Below are 20,568 nucleotides of genomic sequence, written 5' to 3'. Positions count from 1 at the left end.
GGGGGCTTGTCGCGCAGTTCCCCGCGCCCCTTCAGGGGCGCGGGGAACTGCGCGAGCAACCCAGTACGACCCGCACGTACGAACTCACAGCAGGCACCCCCTCATCCCCCAGCGGGGGTCTGGGGGCGGCAGCCCCAGAAAGGCGGGGTCGAAGGGGCGGCAGCCCCTGGATGGGGGTCCCCCGCTCGAGTGGAGCCGAGAGTGGGGGAGGGACGGGTAGGGGCGGCGGGGGCGAGGAAAATCCGCGCTCTCGGAGGCGGCCGTATCGCTCAGCGGGCCTCACCGGCTTCACCCCTCCCGGCGGATCAACCCTCCGCCAACCACTCCCGAAGCTCATCCCTCAACGACCGCTGAAAGGTGGTCAACAGCCCCTGCACCACCAGCGGTTGCATGTAAGCCGACAGGGACTTGACCGCCTGCGGATCGCGTTCCGCGACAGCGTCCCGAAAGAGCCCGGACAGCTCGTGAGCCGCCGCACGCGCATGCTCGATCAGTACGTTCCGGGCGGCCAGGACCGACTCCGGGGAGAGCGGTACGTCGAGGAGCTCCACCCCGAGCCGCAGCAGACCGGGGTCCACCCGAAACACGTCTCCGTCGCTGTCGCCGTCCCGCTCGACCACACCCATCGCCACGAGCCGCTCCACATCCCCCTCGGCCAGGACCCGCCCCGCCCGCGCGTGGAGCGCCTCCCGCGTCACCGTCTCCACCCCGTCCGGCGCCCAGGAGGCCACCACCGCCCGCTGAAGGGCGAGGTCGCGCGGTGTGAGATCCGGCGGCAGCTGACGCAGATACCGCTCGATGGCCGCGAGGGTCATGCCCTGCCGCTGGAGCTCCTCGATCAGCGCGAGCCGGGCGAGGTGGTCGCTCCCGTAGTGGCCGACCCGACGCGGACCGATCACCGGCGGCGGCAGCAGGCCTTTGGTGCCGTAGAAGCGGACGGTGCGCACCGTGACCCCCGCCCGCGCGGCCAGCTCGTCGACGGTGAGGGCGCTCTCTCCGGTGCCCTCTCCCGCGCCCTTCCCGGTGTCGGTCGTCATACAGAGCAGTATCGCTGTCTCACCAGTGCTGTGAAACCACCAAGCGGTCGAGCCTGCACGAAGTAGCAGGTCAGGGCCATTGTCAGTGGTGGCCCGTACGGTGGCGTCATGTCGGGGATCACATACGTCCGAGGTGACGCCACCGTGCCGTTGGGCAAGGGCGTCAAGATCATCGCCCATGTCAGCAACGACATCGGCGGCTGGGGCAAGGGCTTCGTCCTCGCCCTGTCCCGCCGCTGGCCGGAACCGGAGGCCGCCTACCGCGCCTGGCACCGCGACCGCGCCCGTAACGATTTCGGCCTCGGCGCCGCCCAGTTCGTCCAGGTCGGCCCCTACACCTGGGTCGCCAACCTGATAGGCCAGCGCGGCACCCGCACGGGCAGCAAGGGCGTACCCGTCCGCTACGAGGCGATCGACACGGCTCTCGGCGTGCTCGCCGACAAGGCGCTGGAGCTGGAGGCCTCGGTCCACATGCCGCGCATCGGCTGCGGCCTCGCGGGCGGCAAGTGGTCCCGTGTCGAGCCGCTGATCACCGACCGGCTCATACGGCGGGGGATAGCCGTGACGGTGTACGACCACGCGGACTGACGGGGACCGAGCGGCGGCCGTTGGGGTGAACAGCCGACGATTGTCGGCCAACTCCGGCGCACATGTGCGATGCCGCGCGCGGGTGAGCGGGTAAGTCACCGGTATGGATCTTCTCCCGGTGGACATCGGCCCGTTGAACCCCCCGGTCGCGGAACTCGTCGTCGCGGTGGTGCTGTTCGCGGTCGTGCTGCTCTTCTTCGTCCGACTGGTGCCCCGGATCCAGCGCGTCCTCGACGACCGGGAAACCGCGACCAAGGGAGCCGAGGCACACGCCGAAGCCGTACGGGAGGAGGCCGGGCGCAAGCAGGCGGACGCGGCCGCGACGCTCGCCGAGGCCCGCCACGACGCCGCCCGCATCCGCCAGCGAGCGTTCGAGGAGGGCGCGGCCCTGATCTCCGAAGCCCGCGCGGACGCCCAACGCCAGTACACGACGATCCTCACCGAGGGCCACGCCCGCATCACCGCCGACCGCACCAGGGCCGAGCCCGAACTCCGCATCTATGCTTCGGAACTGGCCGCGAACCTGGCGAGCACCATCGTGGGCGAACGACTCGAAGCCGGGCCTCAGCCGCAGCCGCGCCCTCACGGGGCGCGGGGCTGAATCGATATGCGGCTTCGCCGCGTGGGCGCGATCAGCCCAAACGGACCCGCAGCCATCAGCCGGCAGTAACTGCCCGAGCTCTTAGTGCCAGTCACCCCACACCATGGCCGAACCCTCACCCGCCCCAATAGGCCCTCTTTTACATGGCAGTTGACCGCAGTACCGTCCGCGCATGCCCATACCAGCGAGACGCAACCGCTTCACGACCTGGAGACCGCTCGCCACCGCGGCCATGACCGCCGCCCTCACGGCCGGCTTCCTCACCCCGGCCGTCGCCGACACCACGACGACGCCTCGGAAGAGCGAGCCGATCTACTCGTACGGCAACGCCATCCGCGAGGCCGTATGGGTGGACACCGGACTCGACGGCGACAGCGACGGCAGGACGGACCGTGTCGCCGTCGACATCGTCCGCCCGAGTGAACCCGACCGGCGGGGCAGCAAGATCCCCGTGATCATGGACGCGAGCCCGTACTACTCCTGCTGTGGACGCGGCAACGAGGGACAGCGCAAGACGTACGACGCGAATGGGAACGTCGTCCAGATGCCGCTGTTCTACGACAACTACTTCGTGCCCCGCGGCTACGCCTTCGTCGCCGTCGACCTCGCCGGAACCAACCGCTCCGACGGCTGTGTCGACGTCGGCGGCCGCTCGGACATCCAGTCCGCGAAGGCGGTCGTCGACTGGCTGGGCGGCCGAGGCGAGGCGTACACCACGCGCACGGGTTCGACGAAGGCCAAGGCCGGCTGGACCAACGGCAGGACCGGCATGATCGGCAAGAGCTACGACGGCACGATCGCGGGCGGCGTGGCCGCCACCGGGGTCGAGGGCCTGGAGACCATCGTCCCGATCGGCGCCATCTCCTCCTGGTACGACTACTACTTCGCCAAGGGCGCCCCGCTGTACAACTCCGGCCCCGACTGGCTGTCCGACTACGTGGAGAGCCCGGACGCCCGTACCAAGTGCGCCACCGTCCAGCAGGAACTCGTCGACGGCGCCCCGCGCACCGGTGACTGGACCTCGCTGTGGACCGAGCGCGACTACGTCAAGGACGTCCGGAAGATCGACGCCAGCGTCTTCGTCATCCACGGCCAACAGGACCTCAACGTCCGCCCCAAGCACTTCGGCCAGTGGTGGGACACCCTCGCGAAGCACGGTGTCGAGCGCAAGATCTGGCTCTCCCAGGTCGGCCACGTCGACCCCTTCGACTTCCGCCGCGCCGAGTGGGTCGACACCCTGCACCGCTGGTTCGACCACGAACTCCTCGGCTACGACAACGGCATCGACGACGAGCCCATGGCCGACATCGAACGCCACCCCGACCAGTGGGAGACCGCCAAGGTCTGGCCGCCACGCGGCACCAAGGCCACGACACTCCGCCCGGCCAAGGGCAGCGAGCCGGGCGTCGGCACCCTCGGCCTACGGGGGCGGACCGGCACCGAGACCTTCACCGACAACCCGGCCCTGAGCGAGACCGACTGGGCCGCATACGTCGACAAGTCCACCCCCGACAAGGCAGGCTTCGCCACCGGGCCGCTCACCGAGCAACTGCGCCTGTCCGGCTCCTCCAAGGTGACCGTCACCGCCACGCCCACCACCTCGACCGCCCACCTCTCGGCGGTCCTCGTGGACCTCGGCCCGGACACCATCCGCGACTACGCCACCGCCGGCGAGGGCATCACCACCCTCACCGAGCGCACCTGCTGGGGCCCCAGTACCACCGGCGACAGTTCCTGCTTCCGGGAGACCGCCGCCAAGACGGCCGACGTCGACTACACGATCGTCAGCCGAGGCTGGGCCGACCTCGGCAACCACTCCTCCGACACGGGAGCCCCGCTCGCCCCCGGCAACCCGTACACGATCACCCTCGACCTCCACGCGACCGACCACGTCGTCCCGAAGGGCCACCGCCTCGCCCTGATCATCGCGGGCACCGACAACGGCCTCCTCGACCCGCCGTCGACCACCCCGACGCTGACCATCGACCTCAAGCGCACCTCCGCACAGGTACCGCTGGTCGGCGGCGCGACAGCCTTCACGAAGGCCACGGCGGGCAGGCCGGCGAAGACACCGGACGCCTCCGTCCTCGACGGCGTACGCGACCCGAGCAAGGCCGCGCGCATCCCGGGCAGCAGCTCATGAGAACCCCCCGTATCGCGATGGCGATCGCCGCTGCCGCCATCGCCGCACCCCTGCTCTCGGCACCCGCATACGCCACGGACGACACCACCACGACCCCGCCGCGCACAGGCTTCGAACAATCGGGCGGCGCCCGCTGGACCAGCCAGCCCGAGGAGCAGGAGTTCCTGGCCGCCGTGGACCGGGCGAGCGACCGCGTGTCGATCACCCGCATCGGCACCACGAAACAGGACCGCCCGCTGCGACTCGTCCGCATCGGCACCCGCCCCACGTCCCGCACGGTGCTCCTCATGTGCAGCCAGCACGGCGACGAGCCCTCCGGCCGCGAGGCCTGCCTCACCACGATCCGCGACCTGGCCCACACCGAGGACAAGCGGACCGAGCGGCTGCTGAAAAGCACCACCGTGCTCGTCGTGCCCACCGCCAACCCCGACGGCCGGGCCGCCGACACCCGGGGCAACAGCGACGGCGTCGACATCAACCGCGACCATCTGGCGCTGAAGACGGCCGAGGCCCGGGCGCTCGCCGCCGTCGTCCGTGACCGTAAGCCCGATGTCGTCTACGACCTGCACGAATACACCGCCACACCCCGGTACTACGACAAGGACCTGTTCGACCTCTGGCCGCGCAACCTCAACACCGACGCGGCCGTCCACACCGAGGCCCGGAACCTGTCCCTGGACCACGTACGCCCGGCCGCGCGGGCGGCGGGCCACACGACGGGCACGTACGGCATCTGGACCGATCCCGTCACCGGCGAACCGATCCGCCAGGTCGCGGGCGACGGCCAGGAACGCATCCTGCGGAACATGTCCGGAATCAAGCACTCCGTCGGACTCCTCATCGAAAGCCGAGTGGAACCGCTGACAGACGACACCCCGGAGCAGACGAACAACCTGCGCCGGGTGAACTCCCAACTGGCCGCCCTAAAGGGCCTGTTCGGCTTCGTCGGTGACCGCGGCCGACAGGTCGACGCGACGACCCGCGCGGCCCGTCTCGCCGGCCTGCGCGACACCGGGCCGGTCTACCTCGGCGGCGCCGACAACGACCCCGCCGAACCAGCCGAGGTCATCCAGGACCCGCCCTGCGGCTACCGGCTCACCGCACAGCAGTACGAGGAGTCCGCCGACGAGCTGGCCCTGCACGGCGTCCACGCGCGGCCCGACCGTGACGGCGACGGCGTACTCGTCCCGCTGCGCCAGCAACTGCGCGCTCTCGTCCCGCTGCTGTTCGACGAGCGCGCGCCGTACCGCCTGACGGTGGGGGAGCCCGACGCGACCTGCTGAAAAAGAGGGGATCGGCGTCACATGCGGTGCGGCTCAGTGGGCAGGTGAAGCTCGTTCCAGCCACTCGCGGAAAGGTTTCATCTGTGACGCAAGATCACAAATCCACCCACCACGGGGGAGGCGCGCTTCCGGGCTCGGAGGCGGGTCTCCCCGGCGGCGGGCGGCCCCGGACGGACCGTGTCGTGTTCGGCGTGACGGCGGCGCTCACCCTGGCCTTCGTCCTGTGGGGCGCCCTCGCGACCGACTCGCTCGAAGAGGTCTCCGGCAAGATGCTGAGCGGCCTGATCCACAACGGCGGCTGGGCCTTCATGCTGGCCGCATCCTGCTTCGTGGTCTTCGCCCTGTGGCTCGCCGTCAGTCGCTACGGCCGTATCCACCTCGGCGTCGAGGGCGAGAAGCCCGAGTTCCGCACGGTGTCCTGGGTCGCGATGATGTTCAGCGCCGGCATGGGCATCGGCCTGATGTTCTACGGCGTCAGCGAGCCCCTCGCGCACTACGCCTCGCCCCCGCCCGGCACGAACCCCGAGGGCTCCGGCGAGCACATGGAAACGGCCATGGCGACCACCCTCTTCCACTGGACGCTGCACCCCTGGGCGATCTACGCGGTGGTCGGCCTCGCCATCGCCTACAGCACCTTCCGCAAACGCCGCCGCCAGACCATCAGCGCCGTCTTCACCCCGCTGATCGGCGAGAAACACGCGAACGGCACCGGCGGCCGGATCATCGACATCCTCGCGATCGTCGCCACCATCTTCGGCTCGGCGGCCTCCCTCGGCCTCGGCGCGCTCCAAATCGGTTCGGGCGTCCAGGAGTTGGACTGGATGGACAAGGTGAGCACCGGGCTGCTCGTCGCCATCATCGCCGTACTGACCCTGGCGTTCGTGGCCTCCGCCGTGTCCGGTGTGGAGAAGGGCATCCAGTGGCTGTCCAACACCAACATGGTGCTGGCCCTGCTGCTCGCCGTCTTCGTGTTCGTCGCGGGCCCGACGATCCTCGTCCTCGACCTGCTCCCCACCTCGGTCTTCGCCTACCTCGGCGACCTGCCCCAACTCGCGGGCCGCACCGAGGCGTCCGGCGGCCAGGGCGTGGCCGACTGGCTCGGCAGCTGGACCGTCTTCTACTGGGCGTGGTGGATCTCCTGGACGCCCTTCGTCGGCATGTTCATCGCCCGCATCAGCCGTGGCCGCACCATCCGCCAGTTCGTCGGCGGCGTCATCCTCGTCCCCAGCTCGGTCAGTCTCGTCTGGTTCGCCGTCTTCGGCGGTACGGCGATGAAGCTCCAGGAACAGGGCCGACTCGGCGAGGAAGCGACCCCTGAGGGCCAACTCTTCGCCGTACTCAACGAGTTCCCCATCGCCACAGTGACCAGCCTGCTCGTGATGATCCTGGTCGGCATCTTCTTCGTCTCCGGCGCCGACGCGGCCTCCATCGTCATGGGCACGCTCTCGCAACGCGGCGCCCTCGAACCCGGCCGCTTCGTCGTCGTCTTCTGGGGTGTGGTCACCGGAGCGGTCGCCGCGATCATGCTTCTGGTCGGCAGCGGCCAGGGGGACGCCCTCACCGGCCTCCAGAACCTCACGATCCTGGCCGCCGCGCCCTTCGTGCTGGTGATGATCGGCATGTGCGTCGCCATGATGCGCGACCTTCGCCGCGACCCGGTCATCATCCGCGAGGAGATGGCCTCCGCCGCGGTCGAACTCGCCGTCGTCCAGGGGCACACGCGGTACGACGGCGAGTTCGAGATCAGGGTGGGGCCGGGGCAGGGAACGGAGATCGAGGGGGATCCGATAGGGCATCAGCACGATTGAACTCCGTAGGGGCAGCTGTGAGTGGAGGGCTGCGGGCCGTCTGTGGCTGGTCGCGCCCGCGCGGCGGAGCCGCATGTGTCACAGTCCCGCGCCCCTGACGATCACCCGGCAGCCAGTTGTGCGGCCTTCCTCGCGCAACCCCACGCCACCGTGACGCCCGCCCCGCCATGCCCATAGTTGTGCACCAACACCCGCCCGCCCCTCAGCGGCACCCGCTCCAGGCGGACCGCCGGGCGGGCGGGCCGCAACCCCACCCGGTGTTCGAGCACCCGCGCCCCCGCGATCTCCGGCCGCACTGCCACACACCGCGCAACGATCTCCTCGGCGATCACCGGATCCGGCGTCAGCGACCAGTCGTCCTCCTCCGCCGTACCACCGAGGATCAACCGATCCGGCTGCGGTATGAAGTACGTACTCTTCGCGTTGGCGCCGTCCACCAAGCCGAGCCACGTGGTGATCCCGGGGTTCTCCACGATGACCAACTGCCCCCGAACCGGCCGTACGGCCGGATCCGGCGCCAACTCCCGCGCGCCGAGCCCCGTGCAGTTGACCACGACCGGCGCGTCGACCGCGGCGAGATCCGTGACCGTACGCTCCTCGACCGTCCCGCCCGCCGCGACGAACCGCTCGCGCAGCCACCGCAGATGGGCCGGCATGTCGATGACCGGCAGTCGCGCCCACAGGCCCGTCCCGGCGTACTCCTCGGCGGTGGCCGCCCGCAGCCCCGGCACATGTGAGGCCCAGTCGCCGAGCCCGTCCAGTGTGGTCCCGCCGTGTACGCCCTCGACCATGCGTACGCCCGTCTCGTCGGGCCGTGCCGCCAACTCCTCGTACACGGAGAGCGTCGCGAGTGCCCACTCGCCGACGAGGGCCTCCGGCTCGATCCGGTACGGCCACCACAGTCCGCCCGCGACGGCGGACGTCGTCTGCTCGGCGGGCTCACGTGTCCAGACCCGTACCTGTCTGCCGCTCTCCGCGAGAACGACGGCCGTCGCCAGCCCGACGACTCCGCCACCGACCACGATCACGTCACTGTTCGATTCCCTGGTCACGACGGGACGTTAGCGGAATATGTCATGCCGTGCTCACAAGTCGGAATTTGTGGGGATACTCACAGCATGTCTGCCGAGTACGCGACCTTCGGCCTGGCACCGGCGATGCGCGCCGGTGGGGTCCTCGCCAACGGTGCCTACCAAGTGCACCGGGACTTCGTGGACTTCATCGTCGACGGACGCCCGCTGCTGTTCCAGCTCTCCGACCTCGACGCCGTCTCCCCTCTCGCCTCCGACGTCCCGCCCTCCATCTTCAGCGCCCAGGTGCGCGGTCTGCTCCTGGAGGCCGAAGCTCCCCTGCCGGATGGCCGGTACGTCATCTACGGCTGTCCGGAATGCGCCGACCTCGGCTGCGGTGCCGTGACCGCGGTGATAGAGCGGGCCGGCGACGACTATGTGTGGCGCGACTTCGCGTGGCAGACGGAGGAGGAGGCCGACCTCAAACTGAACGGCTACACGGGCATCGGCCCCTTCCGGTTCCGCGGCCCCGAGTATCAGAGCGCGCTGCAGTCCCTGCTGCGCGAGACCGCCGACGAGTCGGCGGCCCGGCGCCGCGTTCTCCTCATCGGTGCCCGCGTAGCCGTGCTCGCCAAACTCGCCGCCGCCCTGCGCGCCATCGGTATCGGCGCCGACATAGCGCAGGACGCCACCGGCGTGTCCCCCGAGGAACTGCGCGCCTACGGCGCGGTGGCCTTCGGCCGGCCCGTGGGCGAGGCGGACCGTGCCGCCGTACGGCGGGCCTTCGAGGGCGCCGGCGTCCAGGTCGCGTACGTCGACGGGCTCGCCCCGATCATCCCCCTCCTCGTCGCCCAGATCGAACACGCCCTCGACCGCAGCCCGGCCCAGCAGCGTCGGCTCACCCGCCTCGTCGCCGCCGACGGCCAGGCGGGCATCGAGATCACCTCCACGTGCCGGGTGGAGCTGACCGCGTACCGCTTGGACCGTCTGTATCGGACGCATACGCACAAGTTCTTCGACGGGATCCTTCCGGCGGGGCAGCACCGGATCGGGCTGGATCCGAAGTCCGTGAAGGGAGAATCGTTCATCGTGGCCCGGACATCGGGGACGGTGCTGGTGGAGCCGATAGGGAGATGAACCGAGGGGTGGGGGGACTGGAGGCGCGCTGCTCCGCCGGTAGTCATTAGGATCGCCCCCTGTGACCGCCACCCTCGTCGTCAAGAATCTCGCCGCCGGCCACGGCGACCGCTCCCTCTTCTCCGGGCTCGACCTCGTCATCGCCCCCGGCGATGTGATCGGGCTGGTCGGCGCCAACGGCGCGGGCAAGTCCACGCTGCTCCGGCTGCTCGCGGGGCTGCTCCCACCGGAACAGGGGGAGCTGCGCCTGTCCCCGCCCACGGCGACCGTCGGTCATCTGCCGCAGGAGCCGGAGCGCCGGGAGGGCGAGACCGTACGGGAGTTCCTCGCCCGGCGCACAGGGGTGGCCGAGGCCCAGCGGGCGATGGACGAAGCCACGCAGGCTCTCGTCGACGGCGCCCCGGGCGCGGACGACGCGTACTCGACCAGCCTGGAGCGCTGGCTCGACCTGGGCGGCGCCGACCTCGACGAACGAGCGGAGGAGATCGCCGACTCCCTCGGCCTCGCCGTCGATCTGGACCAACCCATGACCGGTCTCTCGGGCGGCCAGGCGGCCCGGGCCGGCCTCGCCTCCCTCCTCCTCTCCCGCTACGACGTCTTCCTCCTCGACGAGCCCACCAACGACCTCGACCTCGACGGCCTGGAACGGCTCGAACGCTTCGTCGCCGGCCTGCGCGCGGGCACGGTGGTCGTCAGCCACGACCGCGAGTTCCTCACCCGCACCGTCACCAAGGTCCTCGAACTCGACCTCGCGCAGAACGAGATCAACCTCTACGGCGGCGGCTACGAGGCCTACCTGGAGGAACGCGAGACGGCCCGGCGGCACGCGCGCGACGACTACGAGGAGTACGCCGACAAGAAGGCCGCCCTCCAGGACCGCGCCCAGATGCAGCGCTCCTGGATGGACAAGGGCGTCAAGAACGCCCGGCGCAAGGCGGGCAACGACAACGACAAGATCGGCCGCAAGTTCCGCAGCGAGGCGAGCGAGAAGCAGGCGTCGAAGGCCCGGCAGACGCAGCGCATGATCGAACGGCTCGACGTCGTCGAGGAGCCGCGCAAGGAGTGGGAGCTGCGCATGGAGATCGCGGCGGCCCCGCGCTCCGGCGCGGTCGTCGCCACCCTCCGCGACGCCGAGGTACGACGGGGCGACTTCTCCTTCGGCCCGGTGTCATTGCAGATCGACTGGGCGGACCGGATCGCCATCACCGGCGCGAACGGCGCGGGCAAGTCGACCCTGCTGGGCGCCCTACTGGGCCGCATCCCTCTCGACCAGGGCCACGCCGCTCTCGGCTCCGGAGTCCTCGTCGGCGAGGTCGACCAGGCCCGCGCACTCTTCCACGGCCCCGAGTCGCTCCTGGATGCCTTCCGCGCGGCCGTCCCCGACATCGAACCGGCCGAAGTCCGCACCCTCCTCGCCAAGTTCGGCCTCAAATCCGACCACGTTCTACGCCCCGCGATCACCCTCTCCCCAGGCGAACGCACCCGCGCCGCCCTGGCCCTCCTCCAGGGCCGAGGCATCAACCTCCTGATCCTCGACGAGCCCACCAACCACCTGGACCTCCCGGCCATCGAACAACTGGAATCCGCCCTGGACTCCTACGAGGGCACGTTGCTCCTGGTCACCCACGACCGCCGAATGCTGGAAGCGGTAAGGGTGACAAGGCGCCTGGAGGTAGCCGCGGGAAAGCTGACGGAACGCTAGCCCCGGGTCAGAAAAGGGCCTGAAAAGCAGGGGCGCGGGGAACTGGCGCGACAAGCCGCGAACGACCCGCACTCGCCGTACAAACCGCACCCCCGAGCTCATAGGCGCCCTGGCGGGGTCGAAGGGGCGGCAGCCCCTGGATGGGGGTCCCCCCGCTCGAGCGGAGCCGAGAGTGGGGGAGGGACGGGTAGGGGCGGCGGGGGCGCAAAACCCCCGCCGCAACCTCAACGCCGCTTGGGATCCACCAACCCGGCCCGCCGCAACGCATCAGCCATCGCACTGTTGGCCGGAGCCGGCACGGCAGCACCACCCTGCCGCGAACCGCCTCCACCACGCCCCTGCTGCCGCTGCTGCTGAGGCCCACGAGCCCCCCGCTGCGCCCGCGAGGAGGCCCCACCCGACGCCCCCTGACCCTGCCCTTGACCCGCGGCCTCATCATCCAACCGCAGCGTCAACGAAATCCGCTTCCGCGGAATATCGACGTCCAGCACCTTCACCTTCACGATGTCCCCAGGCTTCACCACATCCCGAGGATCCTTCACGAACGTCTTCGACATGGCCGACACATGCACCAGCCCGTCCTGATGAACCCCGACATCCACAAACGCCCCGAACGCCGCCACATTCGTCACGACACCCTCCAGCACCATCCCGGAGACAAGGTCGGAGATCTTCTCGACCCCCTCCTTGAACGTCGCCGTCTTGAAGGCCGGCCGCGGATCCCGCCCCGGCTTCTCCAGCTCCTTGAGAATGTCCGTCACGGTCGGCAGACCGAACGTCTCGTCCACGAAGTCCCCCGGCCTCAGCGACCGCAGCACACTCGTGTTGCCGACCAGCGCCGCGACCTCGCTGCCCGCGGACTTCACCATCCGCCGTACCACCGGGTACGCCTCCGGGTGCACGCTGGACGTGTCCAGCGGATCGTCCCCGCCCCGGATCCGCAGGAAGCCCGCGCACTGCTCGTACGCCTTCGGCCCGAGCCGCGCGACGCCCTTGAGCTGGGCGCGCGACTTGAACGGACCGTTGGCGTCGCGGTGCGCCACGATGTTCTCCGCGAGGCCGGAGGAGATGCCGGAGACCCGCGCCAGCAGCGGTGCGGACGCCGTGTTCACATCGACGCCGACGCCGTTCACACAGTCCTCGACCACCGCGTCCAGCGAACGCGAGAGCTTCATCTCGGACAGGTCGTGCTGGTACTGCCCGACACCGATCGACTTCGGGTCGATCTTCACGAGCTCGGCCAGCGGATCCTGAAGCCGGCGCGCGATCGAGACCGCACCCCGCAGCGACACATCCATGCCCGGCAGCTCCTGCGAGGCGAAGGCCGACGCCGAATACACGGACGCGCCCGCCTCGGACACCATCACCTTGGTGAGCTTCAACTCCGGGTGCTTGGTGATCAGCTCACCGGCGAGCTTGTCGGTCTCACGGGACGCCGTACCGTTGCCGATCGCGATCAGCTCGACCGCGTGTTCCTTCGCGAGCCGCGCCAGCTTGGCGATGGCCTCGTCCCACCTGTTGGCCGGGACGTGCGGGTAGATGACGTCGGTGGCGACCACCTTGCCGGTCGCGTCGACCACGGCGACCTTCACACCCGTACGGAAACCGGGGTCGAGGCCGAGCGTCGCGCGCGTCCCGGCGGGGGCGGCGAGCAGCAGGTCGCGCAGGTTCGCCGCGAACACGTTCACCGCCTCGTCCTCGGCGGCCGTACGCAGCCGCAGCCGCAGGTCGATGCCGAGGTGCACCAGGATCCGGGTGCGCCACGCCCAACGGACCGTGTCCGTCAGCCACTTGTCGGCGGGCCGCCCGCGATCGGCGATCGCGAACTTGTGAGCGACGATCCCCTCGTACGACGAAGGCCCGTCCGTGGGCTCCTCCGGCTCCAGGACGAGGTCGAGGACGTCCTCCTTCTCGCCGCGCAGCATCGCCAGGATCCGGTGCGAGGGCAGCTCGGTGAAGGGCTCGGCGAAGTCGAAGTAGTCGGCGAACTTGGCGCCCGCCTCCTCCTTGCCGTCCTTGACCTTCGCGGCCAGCCGGCCTCGTACCCACATGCGCTCGCGCAGCTCGCCGATCAGGTCGGCGTCCTCCGAGAACCGCTCGGTGAGGATGGCCCGCGCGCCGTCCAGGGCGGCCTGCGCATCGGCGACCCCCTTGTCGGCGTCGACGAAGGCCGCGGCGGCCGCGAGGGGCTCCACGGTCGCGTCGCCCAGCAGCCCCTCGGCCAGTGGTTCGAGCCCGGCCTCACGGGCGATCTGCGCCTTCGTGCGCCGCTTCGGCTTGAAGGGGAGGTAGATGTCCTCCAGCCGTGCCTTGGTCTCGGCGCCGCGGATCTGCGCCTCCAGCTCGGGCGTCAGCTTGCCCTGCTCGCGCACCGAGTCGAGGATCGCCGTCCGCCGCTCCTCCAGCTCGCGCAGATACCGCAACCGCTCCTCGATCGTGCGCAGCTGCGCATCGTCGAGCATCTCGGTCGCTTCCTTGCGGTAGCGGGCGATGAAGGGCACGGTCGAACCGCCGTCGAGCAGCTCGACCGCGGCCTTCACCTGCCGCTCCCGTACGCCGAGTTCCTCGGCGATCCTGCCTTCGATGGACCCTACTTCGATGGATCCGGGTGTCGTCACGATCCCGTACCGCCTTCTCCACTGAGGTTGCGCGGCAATTGTGGCAGGTGGCGCCGACAACGGGGGATCAGGGCGGCACGAGCCGCTCGTCGACTCGCGGCCGGAGTCAGGCCCGGCGGGCCCGTCCGGTGCGGTGGGTGGAGCTCGACGCACCGCCGAAGAGCCGGGCCAGGGCCCGGAACGGCAGTGTCACGACCGTCGCGATGGCTCCTCCGATCTGCCGCAACACATCTGCGATCGCACGGAACACGAACTTCCCCTTTCCTCTCCCGACCGACAGGGCCAGGAAAGAACCGGGTACCGCGCGCCTCGCTCTTCATGCCCGAACCGTCAGCCCTTGCCGACCATCCCCGCGGGGAACGCCCCGGCGGCGAGCATCGTCGTCACGAGCCCCGTCGCCAGCTCGGTGAGCCGTTCCACCCCGGTCGCGCCCAGATGCTCGTACGGCGCCAGATCGAGACGGTCCGTCGCGGCCTCGATCTCCTTGCGCAGCGAGACACCCGCCGCCGTCAGCTCGCCCGCGCCGTCGAGCAGCCCCCGCTCCCGGAGCCGCTCGCTCGCAGCGTCCCAGTCGTCCCGGGTCCATCCGCGTGTCGCGAGGACCCACTTCGGGGACATGCCCTTGCCGGTCGCGGTATGGCTGACCAGGGCCTCCACCGGATCGAGGCCGGCGTCGAGAAGCACCGCGAGATGCCCGTCGCCCCGGTGCTCGCGCAGCAGTGTCGCCGCGTGCCACAGCGCGAGGTGGGGCGTTGCGGGAACGGGCAGATCGGCGTGCGCCGCATACAGGGGGCGCGCGATCCGTACGCACGCCTCGGTGGCGCGCAGCGCCAGCTCCGCCGCCTCGGCGACCTCCTTGGCGCCGATCAGCTCCTCGCCGAGCAGCCGCCGTAGCGAGGCGTCGACGACGCGCTCGCGCGCCGCCAGCACCACCGCCGGAGCGGCCGTCTCCCACACCGCCGGGACATGCTCCGCCACCCGCTCGTACCGGAAGTTGAAGAACGTCGCCGTCACCACACCGGCCCCGACCTCGCCCATAGCCGCGGCCCGCACCGCGAAGTACGCCGCGCTCGGGTCCTCGATCCCCACGGCGGCCAGCTCCCGCCCGAGGTCCGGCGCGAAGTAGTGCGCGGAGTGGAGCGGATTGAGGAGGTTGTGGCAGCGCCGACCGGCGCGCTCCGGCAGAGAAGAGGTCATACCCGGCAGGTTACCGACTGGTCGGTTCGTGCGGCAGGGGGTGCCTGCCTTCGCCACCGCCATGGCAGAAAAGGTGGGCTACTCGTCATTGCGGCCATCCGCCGCCCACCCAAGAATCGAGGACATGCGAACCGTCCTGGCCGTCCTCTTCGACGGTGTGCAGAGCCTCGACGTCACGGGCCCGTTGGAGGTCTTCGCCGGCGCGGAACTCCACACCCCGGACACGTACCGCATCCGCACGGCCTCCCTCGACGGCGCCCCCGTCCGCACCTCCAGCGGCCTCACCCTCGTCCCCGACCACGCCCTCGCCGCCGCGCCCGCCCCGCACACACTGCTCGTCCCGGGCGGCCACGGCACCCGGAACCCGGCCCCGGAGGTCGTCGCCTGGCTGCGCGAGCACGGCCCGCGAGCCGAGCGCCTGGTCTCGGTCTGCACCGGCGCGATCCTGCTCGCCGAGGCGGGCCTCCTGGACGGCCGCCGGGCTACCACCCACTGGGCGTACTGCGCCAAGCTGGCCCGCGATCACCCGGCGATCGAGGTCGACCCCGATCCCATCTACATCCGCGACGGCCACATCGCCACCTCCGCGGGCGTCACCGCCGGCGTCGACCTCGCCCTGGCGCTCGTCGAGGAGGACCTCGGCCGCGAGGTCGCCCTCTCCATCGCCCGCCAGCTGGTCGTCTTCCTGCGCCGACCGGGCAACCAGGCCCAGTTCAGCGCCCAGCTCGCCGCCCAGACCGCCCGGCGCGAACCGCTCCGCGAGGTCCAGCAGTGGATCACCGAGCATCCCGGCGATGACCTGGGCGTCGAGCGGCTGGCAGCCCGCGCCAGCCTCTCGCCCCGCCACTTCGCCCGCGCCTTCCAGGCCGAGACGGGCATGACCCCGGGCCGCTACGTCGACCGCGTCCGCCTGGAACACGCCCGTCGCCTCCTCGAAGACACCTCCGACGGCGTCGAGGAGATCTCCCGCGCCTGTGGCTACGGCACCTCCGAGGCCATGCGCCGCGCCTTCGTGAAAGCCCTCGGCACGGCCCCGGCGGAGTACCGCCGCCGCTTCCGCCCGGCTTCCGCTCCCACTCCTTGAAGCTCCTTGAAGGGAATCCTCATGCAGATCGCCATCGTCCTGTTCGACCGCTTCACCGCCCTCGACGCGGTCGGCCCCTACGAGACCCTCGGCCGCCTCCCCGACTCGGAACTCGTCTTCGTCGCCGAGGAGACCGGGCCTGTCCGCACCGACCAGGCGAGCCTCGCGATCACCGCCGACAAGACCCTGACCGAGGTGCCGAGTCCCGACATCGTGATCGTCCCCGGCGGCCCGGGGCAGACCGCGCAGATGGAGAACCAGGCGCTCCTGAGCTGGCTGCGCACCGCCGACGCCACCAGCACCTGGACGACCTCGGTGTGCACCGGCTCCCTGCTGCTCGCCGCCGCGGGCCTCCTGAATGGCCGCCGGGCCACCTCGCACTGGCTGGCCCTGGACGAGCTGAAGCGGCTGGGTGTGGAGCCGACAGGGGAGCGGGTGGTGTTCGACGGCAAGTACGTCACCGCGGCCGGTGTCTCCTCCGGCATCGACATGGGGCTGACCCTGCTCGGCCGGATCGCGGGCGACGACCAGGCCCAGGCGATCCAGCTGGCGACGGAGTACGACCCGCAGCCGCCGTACGACGCGGGCTCCCCGGAGAAGGCCCCCGCCTACCTCGTCGAATGGTTCCGCCGGAACAGTCGCTTCGTCCTGAGCTGAGCCCTCGGTCGACGATCAGCCAGAGACTGTAAAAGGCAAGGGAGTTCAGACGCTCCACGTGAACCGCGGCTGTCTGCGCTCCAGAAACGCGGCGACCCCCTCCGCGGTGTCGCCGCTGCCGCGCGCCTGCTCGGCCCAGTAGGCGTCCCGGTCGGTACGGCCGTTCGCGAACTCCTTGGCCGCCGCCTGCGTCAACCGCGAGCGCGAGACCAGCACTCGCGCGAACTCCGGGACCCGCTTGCCCAATTCGCCCGCGGGCAGCACCTCATCCACCAGCCCCGTACGCAACGCCCGCTCCGCGTCGATCAACTCACTGGAGAACAACAGGTACTTGGCCGTACCCGGCCTGACCAGAGCCACCAACCGCCGGGTCGAGGAAGCCGGATAGACGATGCCCAGCTTGGCGGGCGTGATCCCGAACAGGGCCCCCTCCTCCGCGAACCGCAGATCACACGCCGCCGCCAACTGCGCGCCCCCGCCCACGCAGTGCCCGCGAATCGCCGCGAGCGTCGGCTTCGGGAAGGCCGCGAGCGCCTCTTCGGCGAGCACGGCCAGCCCCTGGGCCTCACCCGGTGACTCCCGCAGCGTGGAGATGTCGGCCCCCGCACAGAACGTCCCGCCCTCCCCGGTGAGCACCAGCGCCCGTACGGCGGTGTCGGCGGCCAGCCGGTCGAGCAGGGGCGGCAGGGCCCGCCACATGCCGGCCGTCATGGCGTTGCGCTTGGCCGGGTGGTGAATGACGACGGTCGCGACGCCGTCGGCGACGGTGTGCAGCAGCTGAGGCTCCATGCAACGGATGCTAGCCACCCCTCGCGCCCATACGATCAAGAAGGGACCCTGAACGTACGTCATTGGCACACTCCTCATCGACACACTCCTCACGGAGAGTGACCGAGCGGGCGCGGCGGCCGGGGCGAGCGTCAAACCCGTACAACCCGAATAGTTCCAAAACCGGCGAACCCTGCACGGGAGTGATCGTGCGGCCGCCCAAATCGGGCATGGGTGGTCAAATGTCACCGATTCATGCCGACTTGTGTTCAGGTACCCGCAGAACGCGCTGAGTAACCAACACTTGACATGTGGTGACAATCGAGCGCAAGGGTGGCGACCGGACCATGGACGACCAAGGGCGCGCGGGCGACCCACGCCCTGGAGGCGGCGGGTACGTCCCCGACGACCCGAGGCTGCCGGGAACGCTGCCGTACGAAGGGGTCTGGCGGTTCACCGCTGCCGCCGTCGACGTCTCGGTGCCGCAGGCGCGGCGCGCCGTCCGGGAACTGCTCGTCCGGCAGGGAGTGCCGATCTCGGACGACCTTCTCCAAGGGCTTCTGCTGATCGTCTCCGAGTTGGTGACGAACGCGGTCAAACACGCGGCGCTCCTGTCGCCGACGCTCGCCGTCGAGATCGCCGTCGGGGCCGAGTGGGTGCGGGTGTCGGTGGAGGACAACCACCCCTACCGCCCGACCGCCCTGGAGACCGACCATGGTCGGCTCGGCGGCCGGGGGCTGTTGCTGGTGCGCGAGATCACCCTGGCGGCGGGCGGGGCGTGCGACGTGGAGCACACCGCGACCGGCGGCAAGGTGATCTGGGCCGCCCTGCCGCTCAAACCCGCATACCCGATCCAGGGGTGACGGTCACCAGCCCGCGGACGGGCCCGTCAGCTCTCTGACCGCCGGGCGGGCCGCGTCCAGGACCGTCATGAACCAGGACGAGAAGGTGTCCTTGGCGTGCCGCTCCGCCAGCTCGGCCGGGGTCACGAACGCCGTCGCCGCGACCTCGGCCGGGTCCGGCCGCAGCGGGGCCTGTACCAGGCCGACGAACAGATGGTTGAACTCCTGCTCCACCAGACCCGAGTCCGGGTCCGGGTGGTTGTAGCGAACCGTGCCCGCCTCGCCGAGCAGCGCCGGGGAGGCACCCAGCTCCTCGTACGTCCGCCGCGCGGCCGCCGCGAACGGGGACTCTCCCGGGTAGGGGTGACCGCAGCAGGTGTTCGACCAGACGCCGGGGGAGTGGTACTTCCCGAGCGCGCGCTGCTGGAGCAGCAGCCGGCCGCGCTCGTCGAAGAGGAAGACGGAGAACGCCCGGTGCAGTTGCCCGGGCGGCTGATGCGCGGAGAGCTTCTCCGCCGTGCCGATCGTCGTGCCGTCCTCGTCGACCAGTTCCAGCAGGATCGCTTCCGTGGTGCCGTTCAATGAACCGTGCATCGCGGTGGCAGGTGTGATCGGCATGCCCATCCTTCGCTTCGTTCTTCGAGTCCCAAGTCTGCCGCACGAATCCGGCACTCCCGGCACTTCACGCCAACCCGCATGTCCTACCCCCGCACACCGCACGGGGACACGTCGAAACCCGGCCGGATGGCATACCCGGATGCACGTACGAAACCGAGGCGTGAGGAGTACTCCGGATGGCTCAGGTACGAGGACCGCCCGCTTTCCACCGCTGCGTGGGTCAGTGGCACAGCTTCGCCTCGTGCGCCGCGTGACCGCCCGGCTCCAGCTGGAAGGTGCAGTGCTCCACGTCGAAATGGTCGCCGATGCAGCCCTGGAGCTCATGGAGCATCTTCTCGTTGCCGATGGAGTCCAGGGTGTCCGAGCCGACCACGACATGGGCGGAGAGGACGGGCATGCCGGAGGTGATGGTCCAGGCGTGCAGGTCGTGGACGTCCTCGACCCCCGGCAGCGCGAGGATGTGGGTGCGCACATCCGCCATGTCGACGTTCTTGGGGGCCGACTCCAGAAGTACGTCGAGGGTCTCGCGCAGCAGTTTCACCGTCCGCGGGACGATCATCAGGCCGATCACCAGCGAGGCGATCGGGTCGGCGGCCTGCCAGCCGGTGAGCAGGATGACCGCGGCCGAGAGGATCACGGCCACCGAGCCGAGCGCGTCTGCGGCCACCTCCAGGAAGGCGCCCCGTACGTTCAGGCTCTCCTTCTGGCCCCGCATCAGCAGGGTCAGCGAGATCATGTTGGCGACCAGGCCGATCGCGCCGAACACGATGGAGAGCCCGCCCTCGGTCCCCGCGGGTGTGACGAAACGCTGGATCGCCTCGATCAGCACATAGCCGCCGACACCGAGCAGCAGCAGACAGTTGGCGAGCGCCGCGAGTATCTCGGCGCGTGCGTAACCGAACGTACGGTTACCGCTCGCCGGGCGGTTCGCGAAGTGGATCGCGAGCAGCGCCATGCCGAGGCCGACCGCGTCCGTCGCCATGTGCGCCGCGTCCGCGATGAGCGCGAGCGAATCGGCGAGAACACCGCCGACGATCTCGACCACCATGACGGTGAGCGTGATCGACAGCGCGACTCGCAGCCTTCCCTGGTACGCCGCTGCCGCGGTGCCCGTGGTCGGCGCGTGATGCGCGTGCCCGTGATCGTGCCCAGCCCCCATGGAATCCGTCCTTCCCGATTCTGTTGTGATGCCCGTGCATTCGGCTCGCGATCACAGTGAACTACGGGCGGGGGGTATGGGGCAACGCGGCACTGAACACCGTTGTCATGTGCCCTGACCTGCGGAAACGATACGCAGGTCAGGGCGTTGTGCCCATTCGCCGTGGGAGGTGTGCACTGCGTGTGAGGGGTGTCGCCTATAGGCCGATATGTCAACCGGAGTTTGTGGGCCGACCCCCCGATCCCTGATGATGATCGTGGCGGAGGGCCCAGCAGGCCAGGTTGAGCTGGCCGTTAACGGGTGGTGAACGGATGCT

18 protein-coding genes are annotated in these 20,568 nt (G+C 70.2%); 10 read left to right on the top strand and 8 right to left on the bottom strand.

What is annotated here, in order from left to right; all coding sequences use genetic code 11:
- Positions 1-305 precede the first annotated feature (305 nt).
- Positions 306-1,037 carry a MerR family transcriptional regulator gene (locus tag F3T56_RS06005; protein WP_149823642.1) on the bottom strand — a complete coding sequence of 244 codons (732 nt, stop codon included), beginning with the start codon at positions 1,035-1,037 and terminating at the stop codon, positions 306-308.
- 108 nt (positions 1,038-1,145) lie between these two features.
- Between F3T56_RS06005 and F3T56_RS06000 the strand changes: the two genes are divergently transcribed.
- The 5 genes from F3T56_RS06000 (at position 1,146) to F3T56_RS05980 (ending at position 7,460) form a co-directional block, all read left to right on the top strand.
- A complete protein-coding gene (locus tag F3T56_RS06000; protein ID WP_149823641.1) occupies positions 1,146-1,625 on the top strand; it encodes a macro domain-containing protein in 480 nt (159 codons plus the stop codon).
- Positions 1,626-1,728: 103 nt separating this feature from the next.
- The gene (locus F3T56_RS05995) at positions 1,729-2,226 is read left to right on the top strand and encodes a F0F1 ATP synthase subunit B family protein (RefSeq protein WP_149823640.1); all 498 of its coding nucleotides are present in this window, start codon (positions 1,729-1,731) and stop codon (positions 2,224-2,226) included.
- 172 nt (positions 2,227-2,398) lie between these two features.
- Positions 2,399-4,369 carry a Xaa-Pro dipeptidyl-peptidase gene (locus tag F3T56_RS05990; protein WP_149823639.1) on the top strand — a complete coding sequence of 657 codons (1,971 nt, stop codon included), beginning with the start codon at positions 2,399-2,401 and terminating at the stop codon, positions 4,367-4,369.
- Entirely contained in the window at positions 4,366-5,652 is a 1,287-nt protein-coding gene (locus tag F3T56_RS05985; RefSeq protein WP_149823638.1) for a M14 family metallopeptidase, read from the top strand. The genes F3T56_RS05990 and F3T56_RS05985 overlap by 4 nt, the downstream gene beginning before the upstream one ends.
- Positions 5,653-5,735: 83 nt before the next feature.
- Positions 5,736-7,460, top strand: coding sequence for a BCCT family transporter (locus F3T56_RS05980; protein ID WP_149823637.1), 1,725 nt, complete (start codon positions 5,736-5,738; stop codon positions 7,458-7,460).
- Positions 7,461-7,561: 101 nt separating this feature from the next.
- Here the strand turns inward: F3T56_RS05980 and F3T56_RS05975 are convergent, their stop codons facing one another.
- Complete coding sequence (locus F3T56_RS05975; protein ID WP_246203436.1) at positions 7,562-8,512, bottom strand: NAD(P)/FAD-dependent oxidoreductase; 951 nt, start codon at positions 8,510-8,512, stop codon at positions 7,562-7,564.
- 66 nt (positions 8,513-8,578) lie between these two features.
- Here F3T56_RS05975 and F3T56_RS05970 point away from each other — a divergent pair, with 66 nt between their 5' ends.
- Both F3T56_RS05970 and F3T56_RS05965 read left to right on the top strand, forming a co-directional pair.
- Entirely contained in the window at positions 8,579-9,607 is a 1,029-nt protein-coding gene (locus F3T56_RS05970; protein WP_149823636.1) for an oxidoreductase, read from the top strand.
- Positions 9,608-9,668: 61 nt separating this feature from the next.
- On the top strand, positions 9,669-11,309 hold the full coding sequence (locus tag F3T56_RS05965) for an ABC-F family ATP-binding cassette domain-containing protein (protein WP_149823635.1): 1,641 nt from the start codon (positions 9,669-9,671) through the stop codon (positions 11,307-11,309).
- Between the two features lie 224 nt (positions 11,310-11,533).
- Here the strand turns inward: F3T56_RS05965 and F3T56_RS05960 are convergent, their stop codons facing one another.
- The 3 genes from F3T56_RS05960 to F3T56_RS05955 all read right to left on the bottom strand — a co-directional run bounded on the left by F3T56_RS05960 (position 11,534) and on the right by F3T56_RS05955 (position 15,124).
- Entirely contained in the window at positions 11,534-13,927 is a 2,394-nt protein-coding gene (locus tag F3T56_RS05960; RefSeq protein ID WP_149823634.1) for a Tex family protein, read from the bottom strand.
- A 106-nt stretch (positions 13,928-14,033) separates the two neighbouring features.
- Entirely contained in the window at positions 14,034-14,177 is a 144-nt protein-coding gene (locus tag F3T56_RS46005) for an LPFR motif small protein (protein WP_172638820.1), read from the bottom strand.
- An 80-nt stretch (positions 14,178-14,257) separates the two neighbouring features.
- Positions 14,258-15,124, bottom strand: a complete 867-nt coding sequence (locus F3T56_RS05955; RefSeq protein ID WP_149823633.1) for an SCO6745 family protein — start codon at positions 15,122-15,124, stop codon at positions 14,258-14,260.
- Between the two features lie 124 nt (positions 15,125-15,248).
- Here F3T56_RS05955 and F3T56_RS05950 point away from each other — a divergent pair, with 124 nt between their 5' ends.
- Positions 15,249-16,208, top strand: coding sequence for a GlxA family transcriptional regulator (locus tag F3T56_RS05950; RefSeq protein ID WP_149823632.1), 960 nt, complete (start codon positions 15,249-15,251; stop codon positions 16,206-16,208).
- A gap of 21 nt (positions 16,209-16,229) precedes the next feature.
- Complete coding sequence (locus F3T56_RS05945) at positions 16,230-16,865, top strand: DJ-1/PfpI family protein (RefSeq protein WP_149823631.1); 636 nt, start codon at positions 16,230-16,232, stop codon at positions 16,863-16,865.
- Positions 16,866-16,910: 45 nt separating this feature from the next.
- On the opposite strand, the gene F3T56_RS05940 is transcribed toward F3T56_RS05945, so the two are convergent.
- Positions 16,911-17,654, bottom strand: coding sequence for an enoyl-CoA hydratase/isomerase family protein (locus tag F3T56_RS05940; RefSeq protein WP_149823630.1), 744 nt, complete (start codon positions 17,652-17,654; stop codon positions 16,911-16,913).
- 326 nt (positions 17,655-17,980) lie between these two features.
- On the opposite strand from F3T56_RS05940, the gene F3T56_RS05935 reads away from it, so the two are divergent.
- Positions 17,981-18,496, top strand: a complete 516-nt coding sequence (locus F3T56_RS05935) for an ATP-binding protein (protein WP_149823754.1) — start codon at positions 17,981-17,983, stop codon at positions 18,494-18,496.
- A 3-nt stretch (positions 18,497-18,499) separates the two neighbouring features.
- Here the strand turns inward: F3T56_RS05935 and idi are convergent, their stop codons facing one another.
- Positions 18,500-19,093 (bottom strand): isopentenyl-diphosphate Delta-isomerase, encoded by a 594-nt coding sequence (idi, locus tag F3T56_RS05930; protein WP_149823629.1) that lies wholly within the window; start codon positions 19,091-19,093, stop codon positions 18,500-18,502.
- Positions 19,094-19,313: 220 nt separating this feature from the next.
- Entirely contained in the window at positions 19,314-20,252 is a 939-nt protein-coding gene (locus tag F3T56_RS05925; protein ID WP_149823628.1) for a cation diffusion facilitator family transporter, read from the bottom strand.
- Between the last annotated feature and the right edge of the window lie 316 nt (positions 20,253-20,568).

Source organism: Streptomyces tailanensis (genome assembly GCF_008386495.1).
In the GTDB taxonomy this organism is placed as follows: domain Bacteria; phylum Actinomycetota; class Actinomycetes; order Streptomycetales; family Streptomycetaceae; genus Streptomyces; species Streptomyces tailanensis.
Note: the sequence above shows the minus strand (reverse complement) of the source record. Positions and strands in the feature narration are given on the sequence as shown.